General features: G+C 51.2%; 12 protein-coding genes. 8 read left to right on the top strand and 4 right to left on the bottom strand.

Annotated elements, in window-relative coordinates; genetic code table 11:
- Positions 1-26 precede the first annotated feature (26 nt).
- From B5D63_RS16090 to B5D63_RS16055, 8 genes are all read left to right on the top strand, one after another.
- Positions 27-1,169: an endonuclease/exonuclease/phosphatase family protein gene (locus tag B5D63_RS16090; protein WP_143312939.1), complete on the top strand. Its 1,143-nt coding sequence runs from the start codon at positions 27-29 to the stop codon at positions 1,167-1,169.
- Positions 1,170-1,324: 155 nt separating this feature from the next.
- Complete coding sequence (gene cysS / locus B5D63_RS16085) at positions 1,325-2,821, top strand: cysteine--tRNA ligase (protein ID WP_078669799.1); 1,497 nt, start codon at positions 1,325-1,327, stop codon at positions 2,819-2,821.
- A gap of 38 nt (positions 2,822-2,859) precedes the next feature.
- The gene (locus tag B5D63_RS16080; protein ID WP_078669798.1) at positions 2,860-3,834 is read left to right on the top strand and encodes a M28 family peptidase; all 975 of its coding nucleotides are present in this window, start codon (positions 2,860-2,862) and stop codon (positions 3,832-3,834) included.
- 52 nt (positions 3,835-3,886) lie between these two features.
- On the top strand, positions 3,887-4,513 hold the full coding sequence (locus tag B5D63_RS16075) for a DNA-3-methyladenine glycosylase family protein (RefSeq protein ID WP_078669797.1): 627 nt from the start codon (positions 3,887-3,889) through the stop codon (positions 4,511-4,513).
- A 41-nt stretch (positions 4,514-4,554) separates the two neighbouring features.
- On the top strand, positions 4,555-5,175 hold the full coding sequence (locus B5D63_RS16070; RefSeq protein ID WP_078669796.1) for an alpha-ketoglutarate-dependent dioxygenase AlkB family protein: 621 nt from the start codon (positions 4,555-4,557) through the stop codon (positions 5,173-5,175).
- Between the two features lie 17 nt (positions 5,176-5,192).
- Positions 5,193-6,074: a hypothetical protein gene (locus B5D63_RS16065; RefSeq protein WP_078669795.1), complete on the top strand. Its 882-nt coding sequence runs from the start codon at positions 5,193-5,195 to the stop codon at positions 6,072-6,074.
- Positions 6,075-6,179: 105 nt separating this feature from the next.
- The gene (locus B5D63_RS16060; RefSeq protein WP_078669794.1) at positions 6,180-6,887 is read left to right on the top strand and encodes a DUF4377 domain-containing protein; all 708 of its coding nucleotides are present in this window, start codon (positions 6,180-6,182) and stop codon (positions 6,885-6,887) included.
- A 177-nt stretch (positions 6,888-7,064) separates the two neighbouring features.
- The gene (locus tag B5D63_RS16055; protein WP_078669793.1) at positions 7,065-9,038 is read left to right on the top strand and encodes an SGNH/GDSL hydrolase family protein; all 1,974 of its coding nucleotides are present in this window, start codon (positions 7,065-7,067) and stop codon (positions 9,036-9,038) included.
- Between the two features lie 107 nt (positions 9,039-9,145).
- Here B5D63_RS16055 and B5D63_RS16050 read toward each other — a convergent pair whose 3' ends face one another.
- The 4 genes from B5D63_RS16050 to B5D63_RS16035 all read right to left on the bottom strand — a co-directional run bounded on the left by B5D63_RS16050 (position 9,146) and on the right by B5D63_RS16035 (position 13,074).
- Complete coding sequence (locus B5D63_RS16050) at positions 9,146-9,520, bottom strand: IPT/TIG domain-containing protein (RefSeq protein WP_078669792.1); 375 nt, start codon at positions 9,518-9,520, stop codon at positions 9,146-9,148.
- Positions 9,521-9,736: 216 nt separating this feature from the next.
- The gene (locus B5D63_RS16045; protein WP_078669791.1) at positions 9,737-10,483 is read right to left on the bottom strand and encodes a succinate dehydrogenase/fumarate reductase iron-sulfur subunit; all 747 of its coding nucleotides are present in this window, start codon (positions 10,481-10,483) and stop codon (positions 9,737-9,739) included.
- A gap of 5 nt (positions 10,484-10,488) precedes the next feature.
- Entirely contained in the window at positions 10,489-12,399 is a 1,911-nt protein-coding gene (locus B5D63_RS16040) for a fumarate reductase/succinate dehydrogenase flavoprotein subunit (RefSeq protein WP_078669790.1), read from the bottom strand.
- A 6-nt stretch (positions 12,400-12,405) separates the two neighbouring features.
- Positions 12,406-13,074 carry a succinate dehydrogenase cytochrome b subunit gene (locus B5D63_RS16035; protein WP_078669789.1) on the bottom strand — a complete coding sequence of 223 codons (669 nt, stop codon included), beginning with the start codon at positions 13,072-13,074 and terminating at the stop codon, positions 12,406-12,408.
- Positions 13,075-13,084 lie beyond the last annotated feature (10 nt).

The following is a 13,084-nucleotide window of genomic DNA, read 5'->3' as shown; positions in this document are numbered from 1 at the left end:
ATTCATTCAACAAACGTGGAAACGCGGTGCGATTCTTAAGACTATTTACGAAGGGCTTTTTTGTATTCATCAACGTTGGAGTGGTGGTGCTGTTTCTTGCCGCCTGCCTTGCACCGTATATTTCACCGGCCTGGTTCTGGCCTATCAGCTTCATCACGCTGGCCTTTCCTTTTTTACTCGGGCTGTTGGTGATCTTTTTGGCGGGATGGTTGTTTTTCAACTACAAATATGCTTTTTTATCACTCACCGCGCTGTTCCTCGGCTGGAAGTCCATCAGCGCTTTCCTGGCGTTTAACCTGCCTTCCGGTAACAAACCGGCGCCGGCAGCGCAGAGCCTGACCGTGATGAGTTACAACGTCAGCCAGTTTGGCCTGTACCGCGAAAAAGACAGTAAATACAACCGGCAGGCCATGTTTGCGCTGATCAAAAAACAGGAGCCGGACATCGCCTGTTTCCAGGATTTTTATACGTCTGAGCGGAAGAATGATTTTAATAACCGGGAGGATATTTCCCGGGAGATGAAAATGCCGTTCCGCTTCTTTTCAAGCGACTTTAACCGGAACGGAATGCAGCACTGGGGTTCCATCATATTTTCAAAATACCCTATTATTGCATCAGACAAGGTGAAAATGAGCATGGGCCCCCTCAGTGAGAGCCTGATTTATGCAGATATCGTGAAAGACGACGATACCATCCGCATTGTGAATATGCACCTGGAATCGTATCGTTTCAATGAAAAGGACTATACCGATATCCGCAAGATCAAAAACCAGGAAGATACCGGCCTGGTGGCAACGAAGAACATCATTCAGAAAATGCGCGAGGCGTATATACGCCGCAGTCAGCAGGCCGATATTGTCGGTAATTTTATCCGGCAGAGCCCTTACCCGGTGATTGTATGCGGAGATTTTAACGACACCCCGGCGTCGTATACCTATTTCACGATCAAAGGCAACCTTCAGGACGCTTTCCTGAACAAGGGCTGGGGTGTAGGCCGCACGTTTAACGGGATAGCCCCCACCCTGCGCATTGACTATGTGTTTGCCAGCACTGATTTTAAGGTCAACAGTTTCCGGAGAATCATATCCGACCTGTCGGACCACTATCCGGTCATCGCCAATCTCAGCCTCGTTGGCAGCGGCGTGCAGGAAGTAGAAGTAAACAAATAAGTATAATTATGAAAATGTTTAATATTTTGAGATCTGACCGATGTTGTTTCCGGACTTTTCACTTACATCTGGAACAATATTTATCTTTGCCATCCACCACCGGAAAAAAGGCCTGTTGCCTGTAACAGGTCCCCCGGAAATCTTAATTACAGCATATGTCAGAACTCAAAATATACAATTCAATACACCGCCAGAAAGAAGTATTCACCCCGCTGCACCCCGGCCACGCAGGCATGTACGTTTGCGGCCCTACCGTATCCGGAGAATCCCATCTCGGCCATGCCCGCCCGTATATCACTTTTGACGTGGTATACCGCTACCTGCAGTTCCTGGGCTATAAAGTACGTTACGTACGCAATATCACCGACGCCGGCCACTTTGAAGAAGAAGGCCGCGCGGCGGAAGACAAAGTTTCCAAATCCGCCGTACTGGAGAAACTGGAGCCGATGGAACTGGTACAGAAATACACCAACCTGTTCCACTGGGCCATGCTGCAGTTCGGCAACCTGGAGCCGAGCATTGAACCTACCGCTACCGGTCATATTATCGAGCAGATAGAGATGATTAAAACGATCATCGAAAAGGGTTATGCCTATGAGGTGGACGGCAGCGTGTATTTCGACGTAAAAAAATATGCCGCCGGCTATGACTACGGTATCCTCAGCGGCCGTGTGCTGGAAGACATGCTCGAGACCACCCGCGAGCTCGAAGGCCAGGACGAAAAGCGCAACAAGGCAGATTTTGCCCTGTGGAAAAAAGCGCCGCCGGAACATATCATGCGCTGGCCGAGCCCCTGGGGCGAAGGCTTCCCCGGATGGCATATCGAGTGCTCTGCCATGAGCGCCAAATACCTGGGCCATCAGTTCGATATCCATGGCGGTGGTATGGACCTCCAGTTTCCCCACCACGAGTGCGAGATAGCGCAGAGTGAGATCGCCCACGGCGAAATGATGGCGCGTTACTGGATGCACAACAATATGATCACCATCAACGGCCGTAAAATGGGCAAGGCTTATGGCAACACCATCAAGCTCACGGAAATGTTCACCGGTGAAAATCCGCAGCTGGACAAGGCCTACAGCCCCATGACCATCCGCTTCTTCGTATTACAGACGCACTACCGCAGCACGCTCGACTTCTCCAACGAAGCGCTGCAGGCGGCCGAAAAAGGACTGCAACGCCTCTGGGCCGCCTACGAAACGCTGCAGAAACTGAGCTATGCCTCCGATGGCGCCGCCCTCAACGAGGAGCTGGATAAACAGGTACGTACGTGGTGCCAGGAATGCGCCGATTTCATGAACGACGATTTCAACACCGCCAAGGTGCTGGCCAACCTGTTTGAGCTGACGCCTGTTATCAACTCCCTGAAAGGCGGCCAGATCAAAATGCATGAAATCAGCGAAGACACTTTCCGGCTGCTGCAACAGACCTGGAAAACTTACCTGGTGGACATCCTCGGCGTACAGCAACCGCCGGCCAGCAGCGACGACCAGTTACTGGACGGCGTACTGCAGATGCTGATCTCCATGCGTAAGGAAGCCAAAGGCCGCAAGGACTACGCTACTTCCGACCGTATCCGCAATGAATTGCTGGGCATCGGGATACAGCTCAAGGATGAAAAAGACGGTAACGTCACTTATAGCGTTCAATAAGCAAATACCTACTGATAATAATGCGTAAAGTTCTTAGCATGTTGACAACGCTGGCCCTCCTGGCCGGCGCTTGTCAGCAGCCATCCACAAAAACAGACAACACTGCTGACAGCACCGGCGCCAGCAAAGTGGCCAAACTGAGCGTGCCGGTACCGGCGTTCAACGCAGATTCTGCCTACGCCTACACGGCAAAGCAGGTGAGCTTCGGACCGAGAATACCCAATACGCCCGCACAGCAACATTGCGCCGACTGGATGATCAGCACCCTGAAACAATGGGCAGACACCGTGTATGTGCAACGTACCACCGTGGACGGTCCGAATAAAGAGAAACTGCCCTGTATCAATATTATCGCCAGCTTCAACCCTGCTGCCAAACAGCGCGTGCTGCTGCTGGCGCACTGGGATACCCGTCCCTGGGCCGATGAAGACGCCTTCAACAAAAAAGGCAAGCTGGACGGCGCAGACGACGGCGCCAGCGGCGTAGGCGTACTCATGGAGACCGCCCGCCAGTTCAAAGCGCAGAAACCTGAAGCCGGCGTGGACATCCTGCTGGTAGACGTAGAGGATTACGGCGTTAAAGACAACGAAAACTCCTTTTGCCTCGGTACCCAGTACTGGGCTAAAAACCCGCATATAAAGGGTTACAAAGCCAATTACGGCATCCTGCTGGACATGGTAGGCGGCCGCGGCTCCCAGTTTTACATGGAGGGCTCTTCCCAGCAATACGCTTACGGCCCGATGAAAATGTTCTGGGACGTGGCCAACCAGCTGGGGTATTCCGACTATTTCCGGTACGAAAAAAACGGGTCTTACATTACCGACGATCACATCTATGTGAATACCATGGCCAACATCCCGACCTTTGACATCATCGCCTGGCAGGCCAGCGGCAACTTCGCACCGCACTGGCATACCCAGGGAGATAACATGAGCGTGATTGATACCAAAACATTAAAAGCAGTAGGACAAACTATCCTGCAGGTGATCTACAATCAGCCTTTCACCTATTAAAGGCCCTTGCCGGAGCGCAGGATAGCGGATATAATCATTTAATCAATCGTTTATGCCCAGACCGTCAGGCACTCCGGTAACGGAGCATGCTTATATCTCCCATCTCAGCAAAGACAAAAAGCTGCAGAAGATCATCAGCGGGCCGCTGGCCGTGGGGGTAAAGCAGAAAAACTTTCCCCTGCGCCTCATCGGAGCGATCATGGCCCAGCAGCTGTCCACCAAAGTGGCCGATGTGATCTACGCCCGTTTCCTGGCCCTCTACGACAATAAAGAACCCACGCCCCAGCAGGTGGCCGCCACCCCTCCGGAAAAGCTCCGCGCCATCGGATTATCCAACGCCAAAGTCTCCTATGTGCATAATGTGGCCAACTTCTTCATGACGCAGAAGCTCACCGACGCCAGGCTGCATAAAATGGACGACGAAGCCGTGATGCTGTGCCTTACCCAGATCAAAGGCGTAGGACGGTGGACGGTGGAAATGCTGCTCATGTTCCACCTGCACCGCGAAGATGTTTTCTCCATCGACGACCTGGGCATACAACAGGCGATGGCCCGTTTGTACAAACTGGACATCACCGATAAAAAAGCCTTTCGTGAGAAAATGAAAACCATCTCCGCCAAATGGTCGCCCTACCGGACCCATGCCTGCCGTTATCTCTGGCAGTGGAAAGATCAATAAGCATGTAAATACATTGCGTACTGCCGTCGTAAATTTGTATCATGAGTTTGCAGGGAAGCCTTTTTGAAGAGCCCGACGCCGGGAATGCCATCCACCTGAAGAACGGAGAACTGGCTTATTATCCGCGCCTTTTTAAGCCCGCGGAAAGTGATGTTTATTATCAGACGTTACTGGATACGATCGACTGGAAACAGGAATCGATGAACATGTATGGCAAACAGGTGTTATTCCCGCGGTTGATGGCCTGGTATGGAGACGTAGCCACTTCCTACAGTTTTTCGGGCAATACCTTTGAACCTCGTCCCTGGACGGCGGCGCTACAGGAAATACGCGACCGTATTACCCATATTGCCCAAACAGATTTCAACAGTGTATTGCTCAACCTTTACCGCAGCGGCAGCGACTCCATGGGCTGGCATGCGGACGACGAGCCCGAACTGGGCCCCCAGCCGGTAATCGCCTCTGTCAACTTCGGCGCCTCCCGCCGTTTTTTATTACGCTATAAAAATGATCATCACCTGAAACATGAAATTTTGCTGGAACACGGCTCCCTCCTGGTCATGAAAGGGACACTGCAGCAATACTGGGAACATCAGGTACCCAAAACAAACCGGCAGATCTCCGGAAGGATTAACCTCACCTTCCGCTTTATCCACTCATAAAACCATATACACCTGCTATGAACAACCTTATTTTGTTAATCGGAAATGATATCAACAACATTTCCAGCGGACAAAGCTGGAAAGACCTGCTGCAGGATATCATCACCTTCTGTCATACAGGAGACTGCGTGGAACTGGATGATAAAAAACCATTCCCGCTGCTGTATGAAGAAATTTTTTTAACCGCCATCAAAAGAGAAAAACTTCGGGAACGGGAACTGAAAGCTTTTATCGCCATCAAAGCCGCCGAAATTAAAGCCAATGGCATCCACGCCGCCATCCGGGCGCTGAAACCGGCGCATATCCTGACCACCAATTATGAGTTTACCCTTGAAGGCCGGACTCCTTATGAAAACACCAGTCTTATCAACGAAAAATTCTACAGCATCTTCCGCAGGTACACCATGGACGATATCCATTACTGGCACATCCATGGCGACTGCCTCAATCCCATGAGTATCAACCTTGGCTTTGAGCACTATGGCGGACAGCTCCAGCTGATGCGGAATTATGTGGTAAGCGGCACCTTCTACTCCAGCAAGGAAGTACCCAAGGAATCCTTACTGCGACGCATACACGCCAAACAGGTGTACTACCATTCGTGGATAGACTTTTTCTTTACGCACGACATCCACATCTTCGGGCTATCGCTCGATTTTGTGGAAACAGACCTCTGGTGGCTGCTCACTTACAGGGCGCGTCAGAAATTTCATCATAAAAATGTACCGGTACACAACACCCTCTATTACTATATTCCGGAAGAGCTGGTGCCTGGCTCCAAATTCAAGCTGGACCTGCTTGCCGCCAATGATGTACAGGTAATCAGCCTGCCGGGAAAAGATAAACTGGCCTACTATACCAGCATCATTCAGCGGATAGGTAAACGAAAATCGTCCTGAAAGCTGTAACATTCTGCATGCTGGCAGCGTTTTTGCAAACAGAAGGTATTCTGACAAAAGTAAACCGTCAGGTACCTTTTGTTGTTAAAGATTAAAATCACAATTATGTTTCTTGAATTAGCATTGACGCTGGCTACGACATTGATGACGCCCGTGAAGCCTGTACAAAAGCAGCAGTCCCCAAAAAAACAGACTATTTATGTGAAAGAGTCCAAGGAGCCTTGCACCGGTGTGGCGCCCATGGAATGTCTGCAGATCAAAGGAGTGAAGGATACCGAATGGTCTAACCTGTACACCAACATTGAAGGATTTAAATATACGCCCGGCTATCGTTACAAACTGCTGGTAAGGGTGACGCCCGTTAAAAATCCACCGGCCGATGGCTCTTCAATCAGATATACGTTGCGGAAAGTTCTGGAGAAGAAAAAAGTGAACACCACTCCTGAAGCAGGCTCCCCGTGGGCGTTTATCGCCAGTAAAAGATGGAACCTCATCAAACTCGGAGACAGCACACTCACACAATCCGGTATCTGGGTAGAATTTGATCCGGTAGCTAAACGCTTCCATGGTAAAGGTGGTTGTAACAGGATTTCCGGAGGTTACCAAACTAACGGAGAAAACATTACCTTTACAATGGCGATCAGCACAAGAATGGCTTGCATGGATGAAAATGTGATGCGCCGCGAAACGGAATTTCTGAAGAGGATCGGCGAACATACCTATCGCTATGATGTGGCAGACCAGACACTGAACTTCTACGAAAACAATCAGCTGGTCATGATATTCGGGATGCAGCCGAAAGACCTGAAATAGACTACTTAGTAACCCATTATAACAGAGGAGGTTGTCTTGTATAAGACAACCTCTTTTTTTCCGCAAACGGGTTAAATTGCTTAACTTTAAATACTTTTTAACCGCAGATACACCCCCTGTTTTTCGTATACACTACAGCCGCTGAATTTTTATTATTAATCCCTAATTATCAACCCCATGAAACAGCTGTGCTACTTGTATCTGCTTACCTTCTTTTCCCTGTTACCGTTTTCCGGCAGCTATTCCCAGACCTGTACCAATCCCCTGAAGATTGTTGTACTAGGTTCTTCTACAGCCTGGGGCAACGGCGTGCCGGTACGCGACAGCGCCTGGACATTCCGTTACCGTCGTTACCTGAAAGCAACGCACCATCCGTCCGATACGGTGATCATCCTGGCGAAAGGAGGTAATACCACCCACACCATCCAGGCCAATGGAACACCGTCTTATACCGTGTCCGGGAACACCTTCGCAGTAGACACCACGTGTAATATCACCCGCGCCATTGCCTTGTCGCCCGACGCCATTATCATAAACATTCCCAATGAAGACGAAGCCCGCAACTTCCCGATGACCGTACAGGTGGCAAACCTGAAAGCCCTCGCAAGGCAAGCCGCCTTATACAACATCCCCTTGTGGATAACCACCACACAACCCCGCGGCAACCTGGGCCTCGCCGCCGGTACCCGTCTCACGCAAATGAAAGACAGCATCATTACCTATTTCGGCAGCAAAGCGATCGATTTCTGGACAGGACTGGCCGACAGCAGAGGATACATCCTGCCGGCCTACAACAGCGGCGATGACGCCCTGCTGAATTCCGCCGGACAACGCATCCTGTTCGACCGGGTGGTGACCAAACAACTGCCGCAGGCGCTGTGTACCACAGCTCCCGCCCCGCCCTTCCGGCTGTCCGCTTTTACAGTGGCCACCGCCGGACAACGGCTACAACTCTCCTGGAGCACCATCGAAGAAAACAGTACGGTAAAATTCGTCATCGAACGAAGCATCGATACCATCAGCTGGATGGCCATCGGCAACGTTAACGCCGCGGGAAGCGCATCCACACAACGCAATTACCAGTTTACCGACACTACCGCAGCGCTCAACCAACAATACTATTACCGGCTGAATATGGAAGCCACCTTAAACCGCCACTACTACAGCAGCGTTGCCGGAGGTAAAGTGGTATATGTACCCGGTAGTTGCAACAAACCGCTGCGTATTGTGGTGCTGGGCTCTTCTACCGCATGGGGCAACGGTCTTCCCAACCGCGACAGCGCCTGGGTAATGCGGTATAACCGTTATCTCAAACAACAGCATAACAGTGCAGACTCTATCATCCTGATGGCGTTCGGCAGCAACACAACACAGGCGATCATGCCCACCGGCACTCCGCCCTATACCGTGTCCGGCATCACGTATTCCGTAGACACCGCGCACAACATCACAAAAGCTATCGCGCTGCAGGCAGATGCCATCATCATCAATATGCCCAGCAACGATGAAGCGCGGAACTTCCCCTTGTCCAAACAAACCGCCAATTACCTTGCCCTGAAACAGGAAGCAGCGCTGCATCATGTTCCATTATGGGTGGCTACCACCCAACCCAGAGGCAACCTCGGTTATGCCGCCGCACTGCGGCTGGCACAGATGAAAGACACCATCAATCTCTACTTCGGAGATAAGGCCATTGATTTCTGGAACGGACTCGCACAACCCAACGGATACATACTGCCTGAATACAACAGTGGCGACGATGTACATTTTAACGCGGCCGGCCATCGTATCCTGTTTCAACGGGTAGTGGATAAATACATCCCTTCCGTTGTCTGCCCCGATACCGCCGCCGCAGCCGCACCGATGCTCATGGCTGCGCCTCAAACGGCTTACGCCATGACCGGGCACATTGCTGCCGGCAGTCACCCGCTGGCGGTGTTTCCCAACCCTGCTACCAGTTATGTGGTGATCCCACCGGTAAACAATGCGCCTTTTGTGTTGGAAGTATTCAACGCAGCGGGCAACAGGATACTGAGCGAACGCCGTGCAGGAAGGACCACCCTGTCTGTCAATGGCTGGGCGCCCGGCGTTTATATTATCCGACTGATCAGTGGTACGGAAAAGTATCAGCACCGGCTGATAAAAATCTAGCAGGACATCTTCCGGAAAAAAACAAAAGAGGGCGCCTCTGTCGGAGGCGCCCTCTTCATTTCTACTTTACTAATAAAGCTATGGTATAACAATTAAACGCTGCGTTATTAATAGGCCACGCTGGCGAACTCCCGTGCGGATGCAACCAGCTTCCGTGCGGAGTTGTATTCAAACAACATAGCGTTGGAGGTGTTAGCTCCTACTGCTACTACCACCTGTACAGTGTCTGCTTTCTGCTCAGGTACCTGTACCAGCAGATAGTTGGCTTCTGCACGCAATATATGCGCTACCACATCTCCAAAGATCACTTTGTTAGCTTCTTTTTCTTTGCTAAAACCATGACCTCTGATGATCAGAAAATTACCGGCATTACCGGTCACTGTAGCTGTTTCTTTTTCTTTTCTTTCCTGGTTTGGGGAACAAGCCGTCATTGCCGCTACCAGCAGCATAAGGGCCACCACAAACGTGTTGTAATGTTTCATCTTTTTAATACTTCATTTTGGGGTAGGGTAACAAACCCTGTTACAAATAAAATCCGGGGTAACACTATTGCATGTAGCAACTCTTATTCGCAACAGTATATCTTCGGTATAAAAGCGGATGCAAATCTACACCTTTTTTTGCAAATAACATTCGTTTTAAACAACAAAATTTTCAAATTACGTATAACTACGTATACGCCGCAACGTAGTACTGCGCTATTTTTTCAGCAGCTGCGCCTTGTTGTATTCCCAGTTCATCCGTGCGATGTGCAGCACCGAAATCTGCTGCGGGCATTCGGCTTCACACGCCTCTGTATTGCTGCAATGACCGAACCCTTCGGCGTCCATCTGGTCCACCATACGACGTACCCTTTCCTGCGCCTCTACGGCTCCCTGCGGCAGCAATGCCAGATGGGTGATCTTCGCACTGGTAAACAATGCTGCACTGGAATTTTTACACACCGCCACACAGGCGCCGCATCCGATACAGGCTGCTGCATCAAACGCCGCTTCCGCCACCGGGTGCCCCACCGGAATACTGTTGGCCTCTGGCGCCTGCCCGGTGTTGACAGCTACATAACCGCCGGCCTGTATCACCCTGTCAAACGCGCTGCGGTCTACTTTAAGATCACATTTCACGGGAAAGGCCGTCGCACGGAAAGGCTCTATGTAAATGGTATCCCCTTCCCGGAAACTGCGCATATGCAGCTGGCAGGTGGTCGTGTTCTTTAAAGGCCCGTGCGCCCGCCCGTTGATCATCATACCACACTGTCCGCAGATGCCCTCGCGGCAATCATGGTCAAACTCCACGACCCGCTGCCCCTGTGCCAGCAACTGCTCATTCAGCATGTCCAGCATCTCCAGGAAAGACATGTCGGGATTCACATCGGCTATTGCATAATCCTGCATCTTACCGGTATCGTGGCTGTTTTCCTGCCTCCATATTTTCAATCGTATATGCATACACGTTATTTATAGCTTCTTACGGTAGGTGTAACAAATTCAAAGATCAGGGGCTCTTTATTCCACACCGGCGGCTGGTTTTCTCCCGCCCACCCCCAGGCAGATATAAAAGCGAAATCCGCATCATTACGCATCGCCTCCCCTTCGGGGGTCTGGTACTCCAGCCGGAAATGCGCCCCGCAGGACTCCTCCCGCGTGAGTGCATCATAACACATCAGCTCTCCCAGCTCCAGGTAGTCAGCCACCCTCCCGGCTTTTTCCAGCTCGCTGTTGATGGCATATCCGCCCGGAACAAACAGATCGGCATAAAACTGCTGCCGTAGCTCCCTGATCTCCCCGATCGCCGCTTCCAGCCCTTCTGCGGAGCGTGACAACCCACATTTGTCGTACAGTATTTTACCCAGCGTTTTGTGGAAATAATCCGTCGATAGTTTGCCACCAATGCTTTTCAGCAGATGCAACTGCTCCTCCACCTGCTTAACCGCAGCATCAAAAGCCGGATGATGCACATCCGTCGCCGGGGTCTTAATTTCATCCGCCAGGTAATTGGCCAGCGTGTACGGCGCGATAAAATAGCCATCCACACAGGCTTGCAACAGCGAATTAGCCCCCAGCCTGTTGGCGCCGTGGTCCGCAAAATTCGCTTCTCCCAGCGCAAACAATCCGGGAATGGTGGTCATCAGCTCATAGTCCACCCATAAACCGCCCATAGAAAAATGTGCTGCCGGCGAAATCTTCATCGGCTCTTTATAAGCATCTACACCCGTGATTTTTTCGTACATGCGGAACAGGTTCCCGTATTTCTCCCTGATTTTATCTATTCCCTGGTCCTTAATCGCTTTCGAGAAGTCGAGATAAACCGCATTCTTCAGGGGCCCTACGCCATAACCCGCATCGATACGCTCTTTCGCCGCCCGGGAAGCGATATCCCTTGGCGATAGATTACCAAACGCCGGATAACGGCGTTCCAGGTAATAGTCCCGCTCTTCTTCCGGCACCTGGTTGGGCAGCCTGTTTTCCTCCTGCTTCTTAGGTACCCATATACGACCGTCATTGCGCAGGGATTCAGACATCAGTGTCAGCTTGGACTGGTATTCCCCCGACTGCGGCAAGCTGGTAGGATGGATCTGCGTCCAGCTCGGATTAGCAATCAACGCGCCTTTCTTGTGCGCCCGCCAGATGGCGGAACCGTTACAGCCCATCGCCAGGGTAGACAGGTAATAGATCTTCCCGAAACCACCAGTGGCCAGTATCACGGCATGTGCCCCATGCCGTTCTATCTCGCCGGTATCGAGATTACGGACAATGACGCCTTTCGCCTTACCGTCGATCGTTACCAGTTCCAGCATTTCATGCCGGGCATACATTTTCACGGTGCCCTGGTGTACCTGCCGCATCAGCGCCTGATAGGCTCCCAGCAGTAACTGCTGCCCGGTTTGCCCGCGGGCGTAAAATGTTCTCGATACCTGCACGCCGCCGAAAGAACGGTTGTTGAGATAACCACCGTACTCCCTGCCGAAAGGCACGCCTTGCGCCACGGCCTGATCTATCAGGCTGGCGCTGCATTCTGCCAGGCGGTACACGTTGGCCTCCCGTGCCCGGAAATCGCCTCCCTTGATGGTATCATAAAACATGCGGAAAACATTGTCCCCGTCGTTTTTATAGTTCTTACAGGCATTAACGCCTCCCTGGGCCGCCACTGAATGCGCCCGGCGCGGCGTATCCTGAAAACAAAAGCTCTTCACCCGGTAACCCATCTCCCCCAGCGAGGCTGCAATAGCGCTGCCGGCTAATCCTGTGCCCACCACGATCACCTCCAGCTTCTTACGGTTAGCAGGATTTACCAGCTTAGCATGTTCCTTGTAATGACGCCACTTGTGTTCCAGCGGCCCGTCCGGTATTTTTGCGTCCAGCATACCCCATTATTTTAAGAAGTGAACATAAATCGGTATCCATGCAAAGGCCGCGCAGATGCCCACACTGTATATCCAGCCAATCACCCTCACCCATCGCACATAACGCGGGTGATATACCCCCAGCGTTCTGGCAGCGCTGAAGAAACCATGCAACAAGTGATAACACAAAGCCACCATACACAACACGTATACCAGCACATACCATGTTTCGCTGTATACCGCCACCACCAATCGGTACAGGTCTTTATTGCCCCGTTCGTCCAACGGTAGCGAACCAAATTTGTACACGTACCAGAAATCGCGGAAGTGAATCACCAGGAATATAAAAATGATGGTGCCCAGCACGCCCATGTTACGGGTATACCATTTACTCACCTCTCCCCGTCTGTCATAGTGATATTTAACATCACGTGAACGTTTATTCGTTAACGTTATAGCAATGGCATATACCACATGCGCGATAATACTTGCATACAATACCCATGAAATAATCTTGATCAGGATATTACCAGACAGCAGGTGAGAATAAGCGTTGAACTGCAGGTGCGCCCTTTCGTCGGGCAGCATCAGCTGCAGATTGCCCAGCAAGTGAATAACGAGAAAGAAACACAGGAATAATCCTGTAAACGCCATCCAGTTTTTCCTGGTTAATGTTTTTTGTCGCCATTGACCCATAGCTTGATAT

Source organism: Chitinophaga eiseniae (assembly GCF_900167135.1).
In the GTDB taxonomy this organism is placed as follows: Bacteria; Bacteroidota; Bacteroidia; order Chitinophagales; family Chitinophagaceae; genus Chitinophaga; species Chitinophaga eiseniae.
Note: the sequence above shows the minus strand (reverse complement) of the source record. Positions and strands in the feature narration are given on the sequence as shown.